This window comes from uncultured Mailhella sp., assembly GCF_963931295.1.
GTDB lineage: Bacteria > Desulfobacterota > Desulfovibrionia > Desulfovibrionales > Desulfovibrionaceae > Mailhella.
Genome location: NZ_OZ007001.1, coordinates 503895 through 526261 on the forward strand (window position 1 = coordinate 503895; position 22367 = coordinate 526261).

At 62.9% G+C, this 22367-nt stretch carries 13 protein-coding genes; 4 read left to right on the forward strand and 9 right to left on the reverse strand.

What is annotated here, in order from left to right; genetic code table 11:
* Positions 1 to 1201 precede the first annotated feature (1201 nt).
* Complete coding sequence (locus ABGT79_RS02000) at positions 1202 to 2446, forward strand: exonuclease SbcCD subunit D C-terminal domain-containing protein (protein ID WP_346664773.1); 1245 nt, start codon at positions 1202 to 1204, stop codon at positions 2444 to 2446.
* Positions 2434 to 6222, forward strand: coding sequence for an AAA family ATPase (locus tag ABGT79_RS02005; RefSeq protein ID WP_346664774.1), 3789 nt, complete (start codon positions 2434 to 2436; stop codon positions 6220 to 6222). The genes ABGT79_RS02000 and ABGT79_RS02005 overlap by 13 nt, the downstream gene beginning before the upstream one ends.
* 494 nt (positions 6223 to 6716) lie before the next feature.
* Here the strand turns inward: ABGT79_RS02005 and ABGT79_RS02010 are convergent, their stop codons facing one another.
* From ABGT79_RS02010 to lysS, 6 genes are all read right to left on the reverse strand, one after another.
* Positions 6717 to 7916: an MFS transporter gene (locus tag ABGT79_RS02010; RefSeq protein ID WP_346664775.1), complete on the reverse strand. Its 1200-nt coding sequence runs from the start codon at positions 7914 to 7916 to the stop codon at positions 6717 to 6719.
* A gap of 688 nt (positions 7917 to 8604) precedes the next feature.
* Positions 8605 to 9249 (reverse strand): HAD-IIIA family hydrolase, encoded by a 645-nt coding sequence (locus ABGT79_RS02015; RefSeq protein WP_346664776.1) that lies wholly within the window; start codon positions 9247 to 9249, stop codon positions 8605 to 8607.
* Positions 9250 to 9955: 706 nt separating this feature from the next.
* Complete coding sequence (gene bamA / locus ABGT79_RS02020) at positions 9956 to 12646, reverse strand: outer membrane protein assembly factor BamA (protein ID WP_346664777.1); 2691 nt, start codon at positions 12644 to 12646, stop codon at positions 9956 to 9958.
* On the reverse strand, positions 12627 to 13349 hold the full coding sequence (locus ABGT79_RS02025) for an ABC transporter ATP-binding protein (RefSeq protein ID WP_346664778.1): 723 nt from the start codon (positions 13347 to 13349) through the stop codon (positions 12627 to 12629). The genes bamA and ABGT79_RS02025 overlap by 20 nt, the downstream gene beginning before the upstream one ends.
* Positions 13342 to 14586: a lipoprotein-releasing ABC transporter permease subunit gene (locus ABGT79_RS02030; protein ID WP_346664779.1), complete on the reverse strand. Its 1245-nt coding sequence runs from the start codon at positions 14584 to 14586 to the stop codon at positions 13342 to 13344. The genes ABGT79_RS02025 and ABGT79_RS02030 overlap by 8 nt, the downstream gene beginning before the upstream one ends.
* A gap of 55 nt (positions 14587 to 14641) precedes the next feature.
* Positions 14642 to 16147, reverse strand: a complete 1506-nt coding sequence (lysS, locus tag ABGT79_RS02035; RefSeq protein ID WP_346666643.1) for a lysine--tRNA ligase — start codon at positions 16145 to 16147, stop codon at positions 14642 to 14644.
* A 714-nt stretch (positions 16148 to 16861) separates the two neighbouring features.
* Between lysS and ABGT79_RS02040 the strand changes: the two genes are divergently transcribed.
* Complete coding sequence (locus tag ABGT79_RS02040) at positions 16862 to 17731, forward strand: phosphodiester glycosidase family protein (protein WP_346664780.1); 870 nt, start codon at positions 16862 to 16864, stop codon at positions 17729 to 17731.
* 543 nt (positions 17732 to 18274) lie between these two features.
* On the opposite strand, the gene ABGT79_RS02045 is transcribed toward ABGT79_RS02040, so the two are convergent.
* The gene (locus ABGT79_RS02045; protein WP_346664781.1) at positions 18275 to 19192 is read right to left on the reverse strand and encodes a LysR family transcriptional regulator; all 918 of its coding nucleotides are present in this window, start codon (positions 19190 to 19192) and stop codon (positions 18275 to 18277) included.
* Positions 19193 to 19344: 152 nt separating this feature from the next.
* Between ABGT79_RS02045 and ABGT79_RS02050 the strand changes: the two genes are divergently transcribed.
* The gene (locus ABGT79_RS02050; RefSeq protein WP_346664782.1) at positions 19345 to 20319 is read left to right on the forward strand and encodes a DMT family transporter; all 975 of its coding nucleotides are present in this window, start codon (positions 19345 to 19347) and stop codon (positions 20317 to 20319) included.
* A 201-nt stretch (positions 20320 to 20520) separates the two neighbouring features.
* Here ABGT79_RS02050 and ABGT79_RS02055 read toward each other — a convergent pair whose 3' ends face one another.
* On the reverse strand, positions 20521 to 20802 hold the full coding sequence (locus ABGT79_RS02055; RefSeq protein ID WP_346664783.1) for a hypothetical protein: 282 nt from the start codon (positions 20800 to 20802) through the stop codon (positions 20521 to 20523).
* Between the two features lie 236 nt (positions 20803 to 21038).
* The gene (locus ABGT79_RS02060; protein WP_346664784.1) at positions 21039 to 22346 is read right to left on the reverse strand and encodes an outer membrane homotrimeric porin; all 1308 of its coding nucleotides are present in this window, start codon (positions 22344 to 22346) and stop codon (positions 21039 to 21041) included.
* Positions 22347 to 22367 lie beyond the last annotated feature (21 nt).

The following is a 22367-nucleotide window of genomic DNA, read 5'->3' on the forward strand; positions in this document are numbered from 1 at the left end:
ATCATTACTCATGATACTATGATTCATGACGTATGATATCTGCACAGAAAGAGAACTTTTTATTCTCTTCCCTAGAAAAAGGAGGAAGGTATGGAACTCGGAAGCCTGGTACTCACCATTTGCGCCTGCCTCATGGCAATAGTCGTCTGCCTCGGCATTTTTGCCTCCAAGGCCTACAAGTAATCCTTTTGAGCCTGCCCCGGGCAGGAATCCTCATGTCCATTTTGCGGGAACTTTTTCGGAAGTTCCCGTTTTTTTTGCCCGTTTTTTTTGTCGGACAGGAGTCGGCCACCGCATGCGGGGCCGTGCGGACACACCTGCGCTGAGTCCGCAGACCGAACAGCGCCAGCCAAGCACACCCAAGCCTGGCGCGCTTTGCCTTTCCCCTTCCGAACTTCCGTCAGTTTTCGGCAATGCGCTCTGCCTGCACACTCCCTTCCTGCCGCACCGGCGAAGCCGGGAGGCAGAATCAGGGGGGGAATTATTTCTGACCTTGCAGACCTCAACAGAGAACACTAGCCCGTTTGCGCAAGACACGCTGTACGACCTGCGCAACTTGCACGACGGCGGCTGCGCTTCACGCCGGAAGTGAATTCCGGCTGCTTGCCGCCGTCAACGCGACCGTCTGAAGACAGGTCGCGGACCCCAGAGCGTTGAGAGACGGCCTTCCGGCCTCCAATCCCCCCTTCGCCCACAGCTTCGGGCATAATCTTCCCGTTCACCCTGTCCTGCTGAAGCAGCGAAGCTGCGAAGCAGAAACAGGGGGGCGCGGGGGGAATTATTTCTGACCTTGCAGACCTCAACAGAGAACACTAGCCCGTTTGTGCAAGACACGCTGTACGACCTGCGCAACTTGCACGACGGCGGCTGCGCTTCACGCCGGAAGTGAATTCCGGCTGCTTGCCGCCGTCAACGCGACCGTCTGAAGACAGGTCGCGGGCCCCAGAGCGTTGAGAGACGGCCTTCCGGCCTCCAATCCCCCCTTCGCCCACAGCTTCGGGCATAATCTTCCCGTTCACCCTGTTCTGCTGAAGCAGCGAAGCTGCGAAGCAGAAACAGGGGGGCGCGGGGGGAATTATTTCCCCCGCATGCCTTTCCTGCCTTTTCTGCCTTTCCCGTTGCCGGGCCGTGACAGGGGGCGGCGGGGCGTGGTACACCGTGGGGGCGCTCCGCGAGGGGCGGGAATCAAGGCAGGGAAGGCATGAAGATACTTCACACATCGGACTGGCATTTAGGGCATCATCTTTACGGGCGGCGGCGGTACGAGGAGTTCCGTCGTTTTCTCGCGTGGCTTGTGGATCTGATTCGGGACGAGGGGGTGGAAGCGCTGATCATTGCAGGCGACGTGTTCGACAGTTCGATTCCCGGCAATCCGGCGCAGAAGCTGTACTACGACTTTCTGCGCGATGTTTCGGCAAGCGGGAGCCCGTGCCGGCATGTGGTGGTCATTGCGGGCAATCATGATTCTCCGGCCTTTCTCGACGCTCCGGCCGGGCTGCTTTCGGGCATGAACATTCACGTGACGGGCCGGGCGCGTTCTCCCGAAGAGGAAACCTTTCTGCTGTGCGGGGCAAGCGGCGAGCCCGAACTCGTGGTAAGCGCGGTTCCGTTTCTGCGCGACAGGGATCTTTACCGCGCCGCCGACGGCGACAGCATGGACGAACGCGACAGGCTCATGGCCGAAGGCATGAAGGAGCATTATCTGCGCGCCGCTCAGGAAGCGGAACGTCTGCGCGCAGGACACCCTGTTCCGCTGCTGGCCACGGGGCATCTTTTTGCCGCGGGAGGCGTGATTTCCGGCGACGACGGCGTGCGCGATCTGCGCGTGGGCTCGCTCGGTCAGGTGGACGCCGGCGTGTTTCCGGCCGCGTTCGACTATGTGGCGCTCGGTCATCTTCATTCGGCGCAGCGGGTTCACGGCGAGGAGCGTCTGCGCTACACGGGGTCGCCGCTGCCCATGGGCTTCGACGAGGTTTGTCGCGGGCACGAGGTGCGCATTCTGGAAACGCAGGGAGACGGCATCGTGTCCCGCGGGGTGAGCGTGCCCGTGTTTCAGCGACTGGAGCGCGTGGAAGGCGACATTGCCGAGATTGAGAGCCGCCTCGACGAACTTTCCGCCTCCGGGGAAAGCGTGTGGGTCGAAGCGCTCTACACCGGCAGCAGCATGATTGCGGATCTGCGCCGCCGCGTGGAGGAACACGCATCCGGAGCCGTGGAAGTGCTCCGCATCCGCAACGCGCGGTTCCTGCCCGAAGGCATGGACGCCGATCCCGAACAGGACGATCTCGAAGAACTCGGCGTGGAAGCCGTTTTTGAACGGCGCTTGCAGGAAGCCTTTCCCGACGCCGAACCCGACGATCCCGCGCTCAAGGAACTGCGGGCCACGTTCCGCGAAGCCGCGGCCGCCGCGCTCTTCGACGAGGAGGACGCTTCATGCGCATCTTAAGCATTCATATCCGCAATCTCAATTCCCTCGCCGGCGACTGGAGCATCCGTCTCGACGGGCCGGAATACGAAGCCGGGGGCATATTTGCCATCACGGGCCCCACGGGCGCGGGCAAGAGCACCATTCTCGACGCCGTGTGTCTGGCGCTCTACGGCGCTACGCCGCGCCTCGAAAAGGTGACCAAGAGCAGCAATGAAATCATGTCGCGGCAGACGTCGGAATGTCTGGCGGAGGTGCGCTTTTGCACCACTCGCGGGAAATATAAGTGCTGCTGGAGTCAGCGCCGGGCGCGTGGCTCGGGCAAACTTCAGCCGCCGCAGCACCACCTGTACGACGCCCAAGATCAACCGCTGGCCGACAAAACCACCGACGTCATCGCCCGCGTGGAAGAGCTCACAGGCATGGACTTTGCCCGGTTCACGCAGTCCATGCTGCTGGCTCAGGGGCGTTTTGCCACGTTTCTGCTGGCCGACGGCGACAAACGGGCTCCGCTTCTGGAAAAAATCACGGGCACGGGGATTTATTCGGAAATCTCACGGAAGACGCAGCAGCGCAGCAGCGAGGAACAGAAAAAGCTCAACGACCTCAAAAACAGACTGGACGCGCAGCAGCTTCTGCCCGAAGACGAGGAAGCGGCGCTTGAACGCGAACGGGAAACGCTTCACGCGACGTGCGAAACGCTGGCGAACCGCGAGCAGGCGCTCAATGACGACATGGCGCGCCTTGAGCAGGCCACGGCGCTCGACAAGGAGGAACAGGCCCTGAACGCCGAGCGGGAAACGCTTCTGCTCGACGGGCAGACCTTTGCGCCGCAGCGCGAAAAGCTGGAGCGCGCCGAACGGGCGGCCGGGATTTTTCCGGCGCTCGAAGCTTTGCGCATCCGGCGCGAGGAGCAGCGCGGCGACGAAGAAAAGCTCGCCGCGCTGAAGGAAGAGACGCCCCGCCTTGCCGAACAGGAAGAGCAGGCGTCTTCCGCGCTTGCCGCCGCGAAAACGGCGCTGACCGCCGAAAAGGACGCCGTGGAAAAGGCGCGGGACCTCTGGAAGCGCGTGCGCGCCGCGGACACCGAAATCGACGCCCGACGCCGCGATCTGAACAATCTGAATCTGGAACTCGACGCCCGCCGCAGCGCGCTGGAACTTCGCCGCAAGGAACAAAGCGACGCTGAACGGAGCAAAAAAGACGCGGAAGCCGCCCTTGCGAGCGTTTTCCGGGAAAAGGAAGCCTCCGCCGCCGACGCCGGACTTTCCGAAGCGGTGGGCGCGCTGGAAACGCGCCTCTGCCGACTGGAAGAAGACGAGAAAGCCCTAGAAGCCGAGCGCCTCGCGCTGAACGAACTCTCGCTCGACCTTGAAGAACAGGAAACGGCGCTTGCCGGACGCCGCCGTTCGGAAGAGGCGCTCAGCAAGGCGCTTTCCGAGGCTTCGGACAGGCTGACGGCGGCGCGCAGCGCCTTTGCCGAGCTTCTGAACGGCAGGGACGTGTCCGCGTTCCGGGCCGAACGCGACGCGCTTTCCGCCCGGCTCGGGGCGCTGGACAAGGCCCTCGACGCCGCCTCGACGCGCGCCGAACACCTTTCCCGCGCCGAACGCCTCGCCCGCGACGCACAGGCGCTGACCCTCACCGTACAGCAGGAAAACTCGGAACTCGCCCTGCTGCGGGAACGCGTGAACGCGCTGCGGGAAACGCAGACGCTCCGGGCGAAAATCCGCTCCTACGAAGAGGAACGCCGGGCTCTGCGCGAAGGAAGTCCGTGCCCGCTGTGCGGCTCCACGCATCATCCGTTTGCAAAGAGCGCGCCCGCTCTGCCCGATGAAGACGCCGAACGCCTCGCCGCGCTGGAGCGCGACCGCGACCGCGTTTCCGCATCGCTGGCCGGGCATCAGCGCGACGCCGTTCACGCCGCCGAAGGACGCGCCGAAGCCTCGGCCGCCGCCGAAGACGCCACCCGGAAGCTGCGCCTTGCGCTCTCCGCCCTTTCCCCGGCGCTGGCCGCCGCGCTGACGCAAAGAGACGACGCCGATTCTCCGGAGCCGACAGTCCCGGACGCGCCTTCCGCGCCCGACGACGAGTCGACGCAAAACCACGCCGCCCCCGCAGCCGCCCAAACTTCTGCGCCTGCCGAAGCGTGGGAAAACGACATTCTTTCCGCGCTTGCGCTCAGCGAACGCGCGCCCGCCCTGCCTGCACTTCTGGAAACGCTCCGCGCAGAGACCGCCGACGCTCTCGCCCGGGCCGAAGAGGCTCTCCGCGACCTCGACGCCCGGCAGCAGGCCGGACGCCGCCTTGCCGACGACGTGGAGCGCCTGCGCCTCATGCACGACAACGCTCTTGCCGACGTGCAGAGTGCGGAAAAGGAAGCGCTGCGCCTCGGCACGGAAGTCTCGGCACGCCGCACGGAACTTGATTCCAAAGCGGGCAAGGCCGACGCCGAACGCCTCGCCCTGCAACACGACCTTGCCGCCTTCCGGCGCGCAGACGAAGCCCCCGCGACGCTTCGCGAGGCCGTGAATATTCTTGCCGAACGCCGCCGTCGCTACGCCGACCTGCTCGCCCGCGAAGTGGAAGCCCGCAACGCCCTTGCCGAACAGACGCGCCTCATCGACGTGGGGGCCCAGGCACTGCACTCGGCGACGACCGAACACAACAGCGCGCAGGAAAACCGCGACCGCCTCGCTGCCTCCCTCGCCGCCCTCGAATCCGACCGCCGCGCAATCTTCGGCCTGCGCAGCGTGGACGACGAAGAACAGGCCGCCCGCAACCGTCTGCAGGAACTGGAAAAACAGGAAGAGGCCCTGCGCGTACGCCTCGACGACGCCTCCCGGGCGCTGACCCGCAGCCGCAGCGACGCCGCCGCCATCGACGAAAGCCTGACCCGGCGCGCCTCGGATCTGCGCGATATGGAAGCCGACCTCGAAAAACACCTCGCCGCCGAACGCTTTGCCGACGAGAAGTCCTGCCGCGAGGCCCTGCTTTCCCCTGAGGAGATGGACGAGCTCGCGAGCGAACGCGACCATCTCGCCAAACGCGCCGCCGCCCTCGACGCCCGCCAAAAGGACCTTGCCCGCAAGCGCGCCGAACAGCGTCTGCCCCTGCCGCCTCGCGACGCCACCGAACAGGCCCTCGCCGAAACCCGCGCCGAACGCGAAAACGCCCTGCGCACCCTCGGCAGCATTCAGGAACGCCTCAGCGCCAACGCCGTGCGCAAATCGCAGGCCGCCGAACTGACCGGCCTGCTCAAAAAACAGGCCGACACCTGCCGGCGCTGGAACGCCCTCAACGAGCTCATCGGCTCCTCCGACGGAAAAAAATTCCGCAACTACGCCCAGGAACTCACCTTCCGCAGACTCATCATCATGGCCAACCGGCAGCTCGCCTTCATGACCGACCGCTACCTGCTCGTCCACAGCAAAACCGAAGCCCTCACCCTCAACGTCATCGACCGCTACCAGGCCGACGCCGTGCGCTCCTCCCGCAACCTCTCCGGCGGCGAAAGCTTCATCGTCAGCCTCGCCCTCGCCCTCGGCCTCGCACAAATGGCCAGCCGCAACGTCCGCGTGGACTCCGTCTTCCTCGATGAAGGCTTCGGCACCCTCGACGAAGAAGCCCTCGGCACCGCCCTCGACATGCTCGCTTCCCTGAGACAAAAAGGAAAAATGATAGGCATCATCTCCCACGTCCAGGCCGTCCGCGACCGCGTCTCCCTCCAAATCCAGGTCTCCCCCCTCGGCAACGGCAAAAGCGCCCTCTCCGGCCCCGGCGTCTCCCAGGGGTGAAAGGCAGAAAAGGCAGGAAAGGCATGCGGGGGAAATAATTCCCCCCGCGCCCCCCTGTTTCCGCCGAAGGCTGCGCCATTCGGCGGGGCGGGAGCGCGAAGGCAAAGAGCGTTGCCGAAACGGCGGGCGTTCGGAAAGGCAGGGACTGCGAGGGATGGTTGCCTGGCTGGGGCGGTTCGGGCCGCGGTCTCAGTGCAGGTGTGCTCTTTCGCGCCCACCTGCGGTGGCCGACACTGATTCCGGACACGCCGGAATCAGTGTGAGAAAGGAAGGGATTTCCAGATGTTGAGGGAAGAATTGAGGGCAGGTTCGCCCATGCAGACCGGAAAACCCTCTATCAACGCTCTGGGGAACGCGGGCGACATCAGGAATCCGGCCGACGGCAGGCAAGCAGCCGGGACTCACTTCCGGCGTCAAGCGCAGCCGCCGTGCAAGTGGTGCAGGTCGTAACGTGTGAATTGCGCAAACGGGATGCGGCGAAAGCCGGGCGCTCGTCAAACGTGTGAATTGCGGCGACGCAGCTGGGGAAGAACGAGTTTCAGGAAGATGGCAAGGGAGGCGAGCTGTCCCAGCGCGCCCACGCGATAGGCGGCGTCCATGCCCAGGACGTCGGCAACGACGCCGCCGCTCAAGAGGGCGAGGAAAAGGCCGCCGTCCATGCCGATGAAGTACATGGAACTTGCCACGCCGCGCCGGGACTTGTCGGCAAGGGACATGAGAATGGTCTGAAAGCTCGGCATGAGCGCGCCCAGCGAGATGCCGAGCCACGCGCCGCAGAGCACGAACACTATGGGCGACGCTGTGCAGGAAAGCAGCATGGCTCCGCCCAGGGTCGCGAGTTCGGAGAAGCAGATAAGCTGCGCAATGAAGCCGTGATCGACGATGTACCCGGAAAAGAGTCGGCTGCCCATAAGTCCCAGGCCCATGAACAGGAAATAGAGGCTGGCGTAGTCGGCAAGGCCGTTTTCTCTGGCGAGCACGGAAAGGTAGTTGGTAATCATGCCCTGCATAAAAGAGGCGATGAGCAGCGCGAGAAGGGCGAAGGCTCCCTCCTTCATGAAGAACATGTCGGGCGAGAGCTTCTTTTGCCGTATGACGATTTGCTTTCGCGGGCGCAGGAGCAGTTGAAACACGGCTCCCGCAAACGCGAATCCCGCCGGAACCCAGAAGGCCGCGGCATAGGAAAAGGCGGCCGCAGAGAGGCCGAGCATGGGGCCGAAAATCATGCCGAGCGACACGGTGCTGCTGAAAATGCCGATGCCTGTGCCCATTTTGCCCTCGGGCATGAAGTCCACGGCAAGCGTGGCCTGCGAGGTGGTCATGGAGGAAAAGACCAGGCCGTGCGTGAGCCGGACAAGCATGAAGACCAGCACGCCCGAAGCCGCAAGGCAGAGCGGAAAGCAGACCACACAGGAAAGCGTGGAAAAAATGAGTACGTGCCGTCTGTCGAACCTGTCGGCAATGACGCCGGAAAACGGCCGGAACAGCAGAGCCACCAGAGGAAATACGGCCATGGCCACGCCCATGACGGATTTCTGACAGTGCAGCACGTCCATGAGATAAAGCGGCAACACGGGCATGATGGAATATCCCGCCATGCAGGTGCAGAGATTGGCCAGACAGATCAGAATGAAATTTCTGGTGAAGAGCGTTTGCCCGGGGACCGGTTTCGGATTTCCGTTGTTTTGCTTCATGGTACGCACTCCGGAAAAATGACCGCGCATGGCGGAAAAGGTTCCTTTGTGTCTGATACCATGTTTTTTCCGTCTGCGTAAAGTCGGAGCGCAGGCCCCTGCTCCGTCGCATGCAGCCCGTTACTGTTCTCCCCCAATATCTGGAGCAGGCTCCCAATGTCGCCCGGGACTAGGCGTTGAAAGAACACTTTCGGCCTGCATGGGCGGCCCTTACTGTTCCCTCTCCCAAAAACCTCTGGAAACCCTTTCCTCTGACACGCCTGCCCGGCGCAGGCCGGACAGGCGTCGGCCACCGCAGGTGGGCGCAGCAGCGCACACCTGCACTGAGTCCGCAGACCGAACGGAGCCTGCCAAGCACTCCGCCATCCGCAGTCTCCCGACGAGTACGCAGGCCCGTTTGCGCAAGACACACTGTACGGCCTGCGAAGACGGGCATGGCGTTTAACGGCGGGAGTGAATCCCGCCTACTTATGCCCGTCGGCGCGACCGTCTGAAGACAGGTCGCGGGCCCCCGAGCATTGAGAAACGGCCTTCCGGCAGGCACGCCCCCTTCGCCCATAGCTTCGGGCATAATTTTCCCGTTCCCCCTGTCCTGCCGAACCGGCGAAGCCGGGAGGCAGAATCAGGGGGGCGCGGGGGGAATTATTTCCCCCGCATGCCTTTCCTGTCTTTCCTGCCTTTTCTGCCTTTACAGCAAATCAAGGAGATCGAGGGGGGAGTGGATGACGGCGGAGGCTCCGGAGGCGCGGAGGAAGTCTTCGGTGCGGAAGCCCCAGGTGACGGAGACGCAGGGGACGCCGGCGTTGGCGGCGGTGCGGATATCGACGTCGGAGTCGCCGACGTAGAGGGTGCGGCTTTTATCGACGCAGAGTTCCTTCATGGCTTCGAGGAGGCTGTCGGGTTCGGGCTTGCGGCGCACGCCGGGGCGTTCGCCGAGGGCGGCGGGGAAGAGTCCGCCGAAGAAGGCGCGATTCAGCTCCTTGACCTCTTTGTCGGACTTGTTGGACACGATGCCGAGTTTCACGCCGCGCGCGGAAAGTTCGTTCAGCAGTTCCGGAATCTGCGGATAGGCGCGGGTATGATCGCGGCAATGGGCGGCGTAGTATTCACGGAAGGCCGCAAAGGCCTGTTCAAAGTACGGGCTCTCCTCGCCGCCGGGCAGGGCGCGGATCATGAGGGTGCGCACGCCGTTGCCCACGAAGGAGCGCACCTCGTCGATGCTGCGGCGGACAGTCGTGCAGCCGGACAGGGCGTGATTTACGGCGTCGGCAAGGTCTTCGAGAGTATCGAGCAGCGTGCCGTCCAGATCAAAAATAATGGCATCGTATTTCATGGAAGATGAGTGCGCGGTGCGCGGGTTGGAGTGAAAGACGCTTGGGGGGCGCGAAGCCCGGAAAAATGAGAATGAGACGCAGGAAGAGGCGACATCCGGGGAAAACTGAGACGCCCCGCAGGAAGAGGCGACATCCGAAGCCGGGAGCGACGCCGGGCTCAGAGTGCGGAAGCTCCGCGCGTCCGGATTCGGGACACGTCCGGCCCTCGGGGCGCGGGCGTCCTGCACCGGAAGGACTGCGGACGACATCCGAAGCCGGGAACGACATCCCGGGCAACAGACAAGGACTCGCGGCGGTCGAACGGCTTCACGGCGACCAACGGAGCGACCATTCCCCGTCGGGCAGGCCCGGCGTCGGGCGACCGCCGGGAAAACACCGGTCAGCACGGGATGTGCTGCACAACGGCGAAGCGCTCAAAGCCCGGGGAGCAAGCTCACGACGCGCCGATTCCGGATTCCGCCGGGGCTGCCGGACACGGGAGCGTTCCCCCGCCGCCCTGCTCTTTCCGGACGCCCGCCCTTTCCCGCGGGAAGGCGTCGTCTTCCGCCGTTTCGGCGTGCTCGCCGCCCTGCTCCGGTTCTGCGGCGTCTCTATCGCCGTTCCACCGTTCTACGCAAAAGGGGGAAGGTTGCCCCTCCCCCCGTTGATGGTCATGCGGCAATCGCGGCGCAAAAAGCGTCCGCCGATCGCCCCGAAGAATCCCGCCTAGAAGGCCTGACCCATCGAGAACTCAAACCGGCCGCTGTGGCGTCTGGTGCCGTCCGCGTTCTCGGAAAGCGGATAGCCGTAGGCAAAGCGCAGATCGCCCATCGGCGAACGCCAGCGCACTTCCAGACCCGCAGACGAATACACCTTGTCGAACACGCTCGAAGTCTGCGCGCTGTCCGTGTTGAAGCCGATGTCGTAGAACGGCACGAAGGCCAGGCCCAGATCCGGCTTCACCACCCAGATGTATTCAAAGTTCGCGTAGCCCATGCGGTCGGAACCGATGGTTTCACCCGTTCTCGGATCCCGCGGCGAGATGTCGTCGTAGGAGTAGCCGCGGATGCTGCGGATGCCGCCTATCCAGAAGCGCTCGAACACGGGGATGGTCTTGTCGCCGTCGGCCTTGTACACCGCGCCCACGCGGCCGCGCACGTGCAGAATGTTGGTGTCGTTCAGACCGTAGTAGAAGCCCGCCTCAAGAATCGGCTTGAAGAAGCTGTCGTCGCTGCCGGTCCAGGGGCCGCCGTACTGCATGTTCAGAGACACGCGCGTGCCTTCCGTGGGGAACGTCGAACGGTTGGTGGTGTCGCGCGAAACGCCCATGGACACCGTGCTCGCCCAGTGCTTGCCGCGGTACGCCTGAATGATCTGCGAAGCGTTGTCCGACATGTGATACAGGTTGTAACGCTCGAACTTGTAGCCGAAATGCACGTTCGTGTATTCGCCGATGGGATGGAACAGGCCGAGACGCACACCCGTGGAACGCTTGTAGAAGTACGACCATTCCTCGTCGATGGTGTACGGGCTGATGGAGAAGCCCCAGTAGGTGTCGAACACGCGCGGGTTCACGAAGGACGCTTCAAGGTAGCGCTCGCTCGCAGACGTGTACGCCGACAGTCCCAGCGTGTAGCCGCGTCCGAACAGGTTATTCTCCGTGATGGACGCCATCACGCCGAACTTGTCGTAGGTGGAGTAGCCGAAACCCACGCTCACCACGCCGGTTTCGGTTTCCTTCACGCCCATTTTCAAATCCACTTCGCCGGGCGTGCCCGTGGGCACCACCGTGGGATTCACTTCACTGAAATACCTGGTCTTTTCAAGGCGCTGCGCAGAACGACGCATCTTTGCGCCGCTGAACTGCTGTCCGTCGGCCAGACGCATTTCACGCAGGATGACGTTGTCGCGGGTGCGGTCGTTGCCTTCCACCTCCACGCGGCGGATGTACTGACGTTCCCCGGGCTTGACCGTGTACACCACGTCCACCACGCCCGCTTCCGGACGCGGACGCGGATCCACATCGATGTTCGCAAAGGCGTAGCCGTAGTCGCTGTAAAAGTCCGTGAGCGCCTTCACGTCGTTCTGAAGCACTTCCACGTCAAAATAGTCGCCCGCGGCCTGATGCTCGTCCATGGCGATCTGCTCGCGGATGCGGTCTTCCGTGTCGATGAGATCGCCCTGAAGAATCACGTCGCCCACCTTGTAGTGCACGCCCTCGCGCACCCGGAAGATCACCCGGATGCCGTCGTCGTCGTACTGCACTTCGGGGGCCGCCACCTGACCGTCCACGTAGCCGTGCTTCATGAAATACGCTCGGATGGCCTGCGAGTCGCGTTCCAGCAGATCGTCCTTGAGCACGCCCGTGCCCGTGAACCACGAAAGCAGACCGCGCTCCTTCAGAGAAAGGAAGTCCTTCACGTCGTCGGGAGAAATTTCCTTGAGGCCCTCGATGGCCACTTCCTTAATATAGAGCTTGCTGCCTTCGTTCACGTGCAGCACCAGCACCGCGGCCGCGCCGTCGGCGCGCGGCTGCACTTCGTAGGTCACCTGCGCCAGGTAAAAGCCCTGCTTGTGATAAAGATCCGTCACCTTCTGCAGGTCTTCCGCAAGCACCTTCTCGTTGAGCACGGAGTCGGTGTGCGTGGACATCGCTTCGGTAATGTCGCCTATCTTCACGGCTTCGGAACCTTCCACGCGCACCTCTTCAATGCGCGGCTTTTCCGCCACCGTGAACACCAGCACCGGGCCCGCGCCAGTGTTTTCCACGTCGGCGCTCACGTCGTTGAAGTAGCCCAGATCCCAGATGTTGCGCACGTCTTCGTCCACGCGGTCCTCATCCACAGGATCGCCCGTGCGGGAGCCTACGCGCACAAGCACTCTGTCCTTGTCGATGAACTTGAGGCCGCGCACCTGAATGTCCGCAATGCCGCCGCGCGACGCCTTGGCCGCCGTGCGAACGGGAGAGGCGGAATCCAGATCAATCACCATCTGGCCCACAAGGCTGTTCACCGCAGGCTGAAGCTCAAGAAGACTGGCGCCTTCCATGTGATACGCCCGCGAACCCGACGCCGAGGCCGGCACAAGCTGCATGTCGAGACTGAAATGTTCGCCGACCTGGCTCAGGCTGCCGTACACGGCGTAGCCCGCACGCGCCGAACGCGCGCGCTGCTTGGCGCTCGCCACCGTGGACGACGCGCTCTTGCCCGACGCCGACGTGGGTATGACCGCAATGCCGTGCGCCTCGAATCCCTGACGCACCAGCGAGGGCAGATCTCGGGCAAGCTGCGCCTGCGCCGACGGAGCATTGACGGCGAAAGGCAACACCAGCACACGGGTTTGGGCCGCGTCCGCAAGGCCCGCCCACACAAGAAGGCAGGCCACGGCACAGGCCAGACTAGAAAGAATCTTGCGCATAGAGCTCTCCCGATCTCAGTTCAAGGCTGCGGTCCATATTGTCCGCAAGTTCCCGGTTATGCGTCACGATGACAAGGGTCATGCCCATGTCGCGATTGAGTTTTTTCAGCACGTCCGCCACGCGGGCGCCCGTTTTTTCATCCAGATTGCCGGTGGGCTCGTCGGCCAGCAGCACCTTGGGGCACAAAAGCGTGGCCCGCGCTATGGCCGCGCGCTGCCGCTCGCCGCCCGAAAGCGTGGTCACGTGATGGTTCAGCCGTTCGGCAAGCCCCACCCGCTCCAGCGCTTCGGCGGCGCGTTCCAGCGCCTCGCGCCGCGGCATGCCCGCTATGATGGCCTGCATGGCCACGTTTTCCACCGTGGTGAATTCCGGCAGAAGATGATGAAACTGAAAAACGAAGCCCAGTTCCCGATTGCGGAACTGCGCCGCTTCCTGCGGGGTGAGGGCCGAAAGATCGCGCCCCTCGAAAAGCACGCTGCCGCCGGTGGCGCGGTCGAGCGTGCCCAGAATGTGCAGCAGCGTGGACTTGCCCGAACCCGACGAGCCCACGATGGCCAGCGCCTCACCCGCCTTCACGTCGAAGCTCACGTCGCGCAGAATGGTCAGTTCGCCGGCCGGGCTCTCCACGGTTTTCTGCGCGTGGCGCACCTGGTAGAGAGGATGATCCGAAAAGTCGATGGGAGCGAGAACGTCGTTATTCATAGCGAAGGGCCTCGGCAGGCACGAGACGGGCCGCCTGCCTGGCGGGATAGATGGTGGCCACGAAACACAGCAGCATGGACACCGCTCCGATGACGAGAAGATCCACCGGGTCGATGATGACCGGCAGGGTGTCCATCATGTACACGCCGGGAGGCAGCTCGATGAACTGATACTTCTTGAGGAGCAGCGCCAGCACGATTCCTAGCACATAACCTATGGATGTGCCAACAGCCCCGATGATGGCTCCCTGAAACATGAAGATGCGCCGCACGCCCGCCGCCGTGGCTCCCATGGACATCAAGATGGCGATATCCTTGGTCTTTTCCATGACCAGCATGACCAGCGACGTGATGATGGAAAACGAGCCCACCAAAATGACCATGAGCAGCACGATGAACATGCCGAAGCGCTCAAGCTGAAGCGCCGCAAAAAGATTGGCGTTCATGTCGATCCAGTTGCGGGAATAGAAGGGAGGGCCGAGGCGTTCGGCCACGTCCCTGGCGATGTCGCGGGCGTCGTAGGGATTCTTCACGAAGGCTTCCACGCCGGAGACGTGCCCATCGGGATAGCCCATGAGATCCTGCGCCGCGCCCAGGGAAACATAGGCGAGGCGGCTGTCGAAATCCGACATGCCGGACTTGAACACGCCCACCACCCGGAACGAGCGCAGCTTGGGCACAAAGCCCGCCGTGGTGCGCTGCCCTGCCGGAGACATGAGGTTCACCCTGCTGCCCACGCGCAGATTGAAGCGCCGCGCCAGATCGTGACCCACGATCATGCCCGCGGGGCCGGACTCGCGCACGAGATCCTCGACGCTGCCGCTCTCCAGATGATGCAGAAGCGGCATGGACTCGCCCGCCGACACGGGATCAATGCCGCGCACCACAAGGCCGGTGGCTCCCTGCGGCGTGGAAAGCAGCACTTCGGCGTACAGAAACGGCGTGGCCGACACCACGCCCGGAGTCTCGCGTATGCGCTCGATCACCTCGCCTTCGCCCCTGGCCGCCTCGGGGCCGAAGGCTCCGGCCTGCGTGGCCATGACCATGACGTGCGGATTCGCGCCGAGAATCTTCTCGCGCATTTCCTCGGTAACGCCGTTGTACACGCTCATGACAATGACGAGCGCCGCCACGCCGATGGCCACGCCGAGCACCGACATGAACGAAATGATGGAAATGAACGTGCGCTTGCTGCGCGAAGTGAGATACCGCGAAGCAATGAACAGCGAATACGACATAGATTCCCCTTTCATGGAAGCCCCGGCGAATCGCCGGGGCGTTGTTCCCGAAAGACTACACCTCGGGGCGCAGCAGCGGGAAGAGCAGCACCTCGCGGATGGTGGATTCGTCGGTAAGCAGCATGGTCAGACGGTCGATGCCCACGCCTTCGCCCGCGGTGGGCGGCATGCCGTATTCGAGCGCGCGCAGATAGTCGTTGTCGAGCGGGCAGGCTTCGTCGTCGCCCGCGGCCTTGGCTTCCACCTGCGCCTCGAAGCGCAGACGCTGATCCACGGGATCGTTGAGCTCGGAGAAGGCGTTGCCGTATTCGCAGCCGCAGATGAAGATCTCAAAGCGGTCGGTGATGTCGGGGTTCTTGTCGTTGCGGCGGGCCAGCGGCGAAATTTCCGCAGGATAGGCATAAATGAAGGTGGGCTGAACGAGCTTCTCTTCCACGTCAAGGTCGAAAAGACGCGACTGCAGCTTGCCTATTCCCTCGCTTTCCATGAACTTTTCACCGCGCGAGGTGAGATAGGCGCGCACGGCTTCCATGTCGTTGTAGAACTCGGGCCTGTGACCGCCCACCTTTTCGAGCGCCTCGTGATAGGTCATGCGCGCCCAGCGGCCGGGAGTGAGATCCACTTCCTTTCCCTGATAGGTGATCACCGGGCTGCCGCACACCTTCGTGGCGATGTGCGCAAACAGCTCTTCGGTGAGGTCCATGAGATCCTCGAACGTGGCGTAGGACCAGTAGAACTCGCAGGTGGTGAACTCGGGATTGTGACGGGTGTCGATGCCTTCGTTGCGGAAGCAGCGGTTGATTTCAAACACGCGTTCCAGGCCGCCCACGATGAGGCGCTTGAGATAGAGCTCGGGCGCGATGCGCATATAAAGATCGATGTCGAGCGCGTTGTGATGCGTCACGAAGGGCTTGGCCGCCGCGCCGCCCGCCAGAGCGTGCAGCATGGGGGTTTCCACTTCCATGAAGCCGCGCTCTTCCATGAAGCGGCGGAACTCGCGCACGATGAGCGAACGCTTGCGGAATATCTCGCGCGTGCGGGGATTCATCACAAGGTCGACGTAGCGCTGACGATAACGGGATTCCACGTCGGTGAGGCCGCTGTGCTTGTCGGGCAGCGCGCGGAACGCCTTGCTGAGAAGCCGCACGCTCGTGCAGCGCAGGGTGAGTTCGCCGGTCTTGGTGCGGAAAAGATGACCGGTCACGCCCACGATGTCGCCCACGTCGAGCTTCTTGAAGGCCGAAAACGCTTCGTCGCCGAGCACGCTCTTTTCGGCGTAGCACTGAATGCGGCCGCTGCGATCCATGACGTGGAAGAAGATCACCTTGCCGAAGGAACGCGACGACATCATGCGTCCGGCAATGGCAAATTCCTCGTTCAGCGCCTCAAGCTCCTCGCCGCTCATGTCGGCGTAGGCCGCGCACACGTCTCCGGCGTTCTGCTTTCGCTTGAAATCGTTGGGATACAGCGGAATGCCCGCATCCAGAAGATCGCAGGCCTTGCCCACGCAGTTCTTTACAACTTCGTTCAGTTCGCCGTGATCGGCGAAATTCTCCAGCATGGGCATGAAATAGGCCGCATGTTCCGACTTCGTGGCAAGCTTGATGGGCTTGCGGGCTTTCTTCTGTGCTTCCAAAAGACACTCCGTTATCTGGCAGGGGCTCTGCCCTCTTGCATGTATTCGGCAGCGCTCAGCCTCCTGAAAAGGCCGCAACGAAAGACTCGCTTTCCGGCGCCGTAAAAATATGGGCGTAGGACAAATACGCCCGGTCGTCAAGTGCCGCGCTCCGCACCGGGCCGTGCGCCGAATTCCCCGCGGCAAGGGGGAAAAACGGAGAGAGGTTCCCCTGCCGCCGCGGGACTGCGCTGCGCCGCTGCCGACAACTCGCCGAGGCCGCCCCCGAGGCAGGCGTCTCCGCAGAGTTCTGCGCCCGAATGAAGGGAAGCTCCAAAGCTTTGCCTCTCCACTGCCGGGAGACTCTCCTATTCTCCACGGCGAGGGACGCGCGCCCCCCCACGCCACGGCCCGGAAGAGGCCCCGGACCGCGCCGAGGCACAGAAAGTCGCCCTTCCCGCGCGGGAAAAACGCGCGCCCGGCCTCAGCGCCGGGGGAGAAACACGGAAGCCGATTGTTTTTCTCCGGGGCATGCGGGCGATGGGCAAGACAAAAAGTCGCGTTGCAACAAGCCGGAATAACGGAGCAATCCCCCCGCCTGCCGGGAAGACGCACAGGGTTTTTCTTGCCCATCGGGAGCGAGTGGCTTACAACAGGGGCATGGACACCCTGCGAACCATAGCCTTCGCTCTGCTTCTGCTCGTGTTTCCGGCCATGCTCGGCGCGGAAGAACCCGAGCCTGCCCTTACGCTCCCGGGCGACGCGATTATCTGGCTCAGTCCGGAAAAGGGGCTGGACATGGCAAGGCTGGCCTATGTGGAAGACAAGGGCGACGAATTTTCCCGCCGCATCGTGATTCGGGTGCTCCGCTTCGATACCGACGAATACGATTTCCGTCTGTTCAGTTCCCGATGGGAGGGGCAAAGCATTCCCACCATGCGCGAGTGGGCCGCCAGCAAGGCACTCACCGCAGCCATCAACGCCAGCATGTACCTCAAGGACGGGCAGACCTCCACCGGCTACATGCGCAGCGGCGAGCGCACCAACAACAGCCGCATCGTGAGCCGCTACGGCGCGTTCTTCGTGGCCGGCCCCAGAGAAAACGGACTTCCGCGCGCCGCCGTGCTCGACCGCAGCGTGGACGACTGGCAGAACCTGCTGCCCCGCTACGACATAGTGGTGCAGAACTTCCGCCTCATGGGCCCCGACTCGCAGCAGATATGGCCCGCCAAAGGCCCGGAACACGCCATTGCCGCCATTGCCGAAGACATGAACGGCCGCATTCTGTTCCTCCACTGCTCCGATCCCGCCTCCGTACACGACTTCGTGGAAGCCCTCAAGGCTCACACCGATCTCAATCTCAACAGCGCCATGTACGTGGAAGGCGGCAGCGAAGCCTCCCTGCTCCTCAGTCTGCCCGAATCCTTCCAGCTCTGGAACGGCATGTCGCCCGCATCCTACATGTTTTCCTCCCGCGGAGACGCCATTCCCCTGCCCAACATCCTCGGCGTCATACGCCGCCAACATTAATAAAGGATCCCCCTCCCCGAACGCGCCGCCGCTCCCAGCCGCCCACCCCTCAAAGCGGCACGGACAACGGGCCCTCTTCCGCAGCGTTCCGCCGTGTTCTGTTCCGCCGCCATCCCCGGAATTCTCTCTCCGCTTCCCGACACGCTCCAGCGCTCAGCGCTCTCCCCGCGCCCGGCTCCGCAGCGTTCCGCCATTCTGCGCCCTCTTACGCTCTCAACGTTTCTCCTCACCCCGGACACCTTTTCCCCTCGTTCCTTCCGCCTATTTTCCCCCATCTGGAAATCCTTCCTTACTCACATCAGTTCCGACGGGGTCGGAACTGATGTCGGCCACCGCAGGCGGGGCCGACAGGACACGCCTGCACTGCGTCCGCAGACCGAACGGCGTTTGCCAGAACTTTCCGCGTCCTGAGCTTACCCTGAGAAGCGCCTATCTTCGGCAACTCACCTTGCCTGCACACTCCCGCCCCGCCGAACGGCAAAGCCTTCGGCGGAATCAGGGGGGCGCGGGGGGAATTATTTCCCCCGCATGCCTTTCCTGCCTTTACGCGTCGGGGCGGGGGGCGGGGAGGGAGGCGTCTTCGGTGAGCATGTCGCGGAGGCGGCGGGCGGCGAGGCTGAGGGTATGTCCTTCGTATTCGAGGAGGCTGATGCTGCGCGGGGGGATGTCTTCCGCGATGTTCAGCGCGAACACGTCGCCGCGGCGCAGCGCCTGTTCCGCGGCCTGTTCCGGAACGAAGCCGATGCCGAAGCCGTGGCTGACGAGGTCGAGCACGAGATCCGACGTTTCGGGCTCCATGGCCGGTTCAAAGTCCAGGCCGTGCTCCTTGCAGATTCCCGACAGGAACTCGAACGTCAGCGTGCCGCGCCTGTGACAGATGAAGGGACGACGCATCACCTCTTCCAGCGGCACGGACCGATCCTTCAAATCGCTGAACGCCTCCGACGCCACAAACACGTCCCGAAACTCGCACAGCCGCGTTTCCTTCAACGAGCGGAACACCCCGCCCGAAATCGCCGCCACCGCAAAGTCGATGGCTCCGGACTTGAGTTCCTCCATCGCCTCAAACGACGTGCCTCCGTACATACGCAGCTTCACTCCCGGGTAGAGCGCGTGAAAACGTTCCAGCCGCGACAGCACCCAGCCCCGCAGCGCCGTCTCGCTCGCCCCTATGGCTATGCTCCCCGACTGCAAGCCCACCGCCTGCGCCAGTTCCTCGCGCCCCCGCCGGAACTGCTCGCAGCCCGCTTCCACATGCGCGTAAAAAATCCGCCCCTCGGGCGTGAGCTCCACCCCGCGCCGGTTGCGTATGAACAGCCGACACCCGAGTTCCCGCTCCAGCGCCGCCATCGAACGCGACACCGCAGGCTGACTCGTGAACAGCATCGCCGCCGCACGGCTGAAATTCCGACAGCGCGCCACCTGATAAAATATGCGGCAAAGTTCCCAGTTCAGTTCCACATTTCCCCCCTGTCATGCGTTCTTGATATGCCTACCATATCAAATGAGTATTTTACCGTATCATTGCCCCCTGCTATAGGCAAGAAATGTCAGGAGCGCGGTACTGTTCACGCGCGCCCCGGGAACGGCCCTCCGGGCAGGAACCTCTTACCATGAATCGCGGATACATCTTCATCTTTCTCGCCACCGTGTTCTTCAGCTCCATGGAAGTCGCGCTGAAAACCGTGGCCAGCGACTTCAATCCCATGCAGCTCACCTGCACCCGTTTCCTCATCGGCGGTCTGCTGCTCATTCCCTTCGCGCTGCGCGGTCTGCGTCAGCACGGAGCCACCGTCACCCTCGCCGCCTGGAAAGGCTTCGCCGGACTCGGCTTCGTCGGCCTCGTGGTCAGCATGATGCTCTATCAGGTGTCCATCCTCTACGCCCCGGCGTCGGTGGTCAGCGTGCTGTTCAGCTGCAATCCCGTGCTCGTGCTCGGCTTCGCCTACCTCATCCTGCGCGCCGACATCCGGCCCCAGCACATCACCGCTCTCGTGCTCGAAGTGGTGGCCGCCGTCATCATCATTGATCCGCTGCACACCAGCGCCGATCCCGTGGGCATCGTGCTCGTGCTGCTCTCCGCCGCCACCTTCGCCCTCTACGCCGTGCTCGGCAAAAAACAGTGCGCCCAGTATTCCGGCGTGGCCGTCACCTGCTTCAGCTGCCTCGCCGCCAGCGCCGAAATGATCGCGCTCATGCTCATCAGCCACATCGGACCCGTGGCCGACGCCCTGCAGGCCGCCGGCGCGCCCATGTTCGCCAACATGCCCTTCTTCTCGGGCTACACTTCCCACAACATTCTGAACTTCCTCTACATCTGCGTGTTCGTCACCGCCGGCGGCTACGCCTGCTACTTCATGGGCATGGAAGCCACTTCCGCCATGCAGGGTTCGCTCGTGTTCTTCTTCAAGCCCGTGCTGGCCCCCATCCTCGCCATGATCGTGCTCGGCGAAAAAATTCCGGCAAACATGTGGTGCGGCATTGCGCTCATGCTTGTGGCCTCGGTCATTTCCATGATTCCCACCTGGGAAGCCCTCATCGCCGCGCGTCCTTTTGTCGTCAGCCACCTCCTGCACAGACGGCACTAGGTCGATTGCGACGTTTTCCGGCTCTGCCGGAAAAGGGCCCGTTTCTCCTCCCCCCTGCTGAGAAACGGGCCTCATTTTTTAACGCAGAAACCAAAGGCGCGCCCCCTTCCGCAAAAAAAAACGCGGAACGCCCACCCGACGAAATGTCGTCAGGTTCAGCGTTCCGCGCCCTGTCCTGCAGAGGGGCCGGACGAAAATGCGCTACACGGTGATCAGCGTGAGCAGGCTCGGAAGTTCCTTGCTCAGCACGACAAAGTGAAACACGTTCAGAAAAAAGAAATAATTCAGCTCGGTGTAAAAATTGCGCACCGCAAAGTAAAGAATGCTCAGCCCCAGAAACACCGGAAAATAATAGGTGAAGGGAAAGACGACATTCTGCACGTTCAGCGCAAGGCCGCTCAGCGTCAGCGAGGCGTACATCACCGCCACGTCAAGCACGAAAAGCACAGGAACAAGTTTGATGGAATTCAATACCTTGGTCATAATTCAGCATCCTCTTTTTCCGCAGATGATATCTCTTGTGGGGCGCGCCTTCCGCTCTGCGCACGGCCGGCGCGAACGCGCGCGCCGTGTGGTGGTATAAAGTTTTCCTTTCAAGGACGCAACGCCCCCTTCTGCGCCCCCCCCCGGAAACGACGAAACGCGCGACCGCATACGCGGCCGCGCGTCCCTTACCCCGAACGCTCCATGCGTCCGCCCGCCTTCAGCAGGCAAGACGTCTAAAACGCGTACTGGAACTGAAGCGCCGCGCGCCAGTCATCCTTGTAGGAACCGCTGCGTCCGTGCGCGGCCGAGGTGTCGAAATCCTCGACAATGTACGCCAGTTCAAGGGCGGTCGTCAGGTTCTTATAAATTTCATAGGTCGAAAGCATGTTGAATTCCACGGCGGAATCCTCGGTGGTGAGGTAGTCGTAGCCGTCGCCGTAGGCGCCGTTATGCTTGCTGTTCGTGCCTGCAAAGTAGGTCACGCTGAAATCGTGCGAGAGATTCTCCAGAAACGATACGCCGTTCAGCTGCGCGCTCACGCCCCACGTGCCGCCGAAACTGCTTCTGTGCCCGCCGAGTATGCCCCACGCCGCATTGAAATACGTGCTCGTGCCGTTGAAGTCGCCGTAAATGATGGGTATCTGGCCGGAGTTCATGGCGCGGCCCTTCCTGTCGCCCGAGGAGTACCAGCCGAGCAGCGTCGGCTCGCCGAAGCTCATGGCATAGGCCGCCTTGCCTACCGCGTACCAGCCTTCCTGATCCGGCGAGGCGGAATATTCCACGCGGCCGTAGGCGGCGTCGAGCGCCAGCGTGACGGGATCGAAGGGTTTCCACTCGAAGCCCGCGCCGAATATCGCCATGTCGGCCCGGCCCGAACCGCTGAGATTGCCCTGCTCGGTCATGATGTCGGGATTGTAGCGCACGCCCTCTTCATTCACGAAATCGCCGCGCGTGCCGTAGATCGCCCAGGGCGACGCCGTGAAGCCGTCAAACTTCGCCGTGCCCACGAGTCCGAAAAGATCGTACTTCGGCGCGTTGACTTCCGATTTTTCGCCGCGTCCGTTGGCTTCGCGCGCAAGTCTGGTCCAGAAGCCGGTGACGTTGTAACGCTCGCCGAGCGGCACGGACGCCACAATGCCGTCGCCCACGAGATCGGCGATCATGGTCGAGGTGCTCGCGTAGGCGGGCAGATCGAAGGCGTGACGGCCCATGCGGATGGTCACCTCGGTGCCGGGCACGACCCAGTCGATGTAGGCCTGACGCATGAACACGCCCTGGTTGTTTCCGGTGGTGTCGGAACCCCAGTCGTGTTCGCCGACCTGAAGCTGAAAATAGCCGGAAAGCTGTTCCGATGCGGTCAGGGTCATGCCGAGGCGCAGACGCTGCACGGCATAGTCGGTGTTTCGGCCGTGGAAGCCTTCAGAACCGCTCTGGAATTGAAAGAGATATTCGCCGTCCATTTTGAGATCGACGGCGGACGCGGGACTGGTGGCGGCCGTGACGAGACCGGCGGCCAGGACAAGAGTGATGAGTTTTTTCATTCGCGCATTCCCGAATGTTTG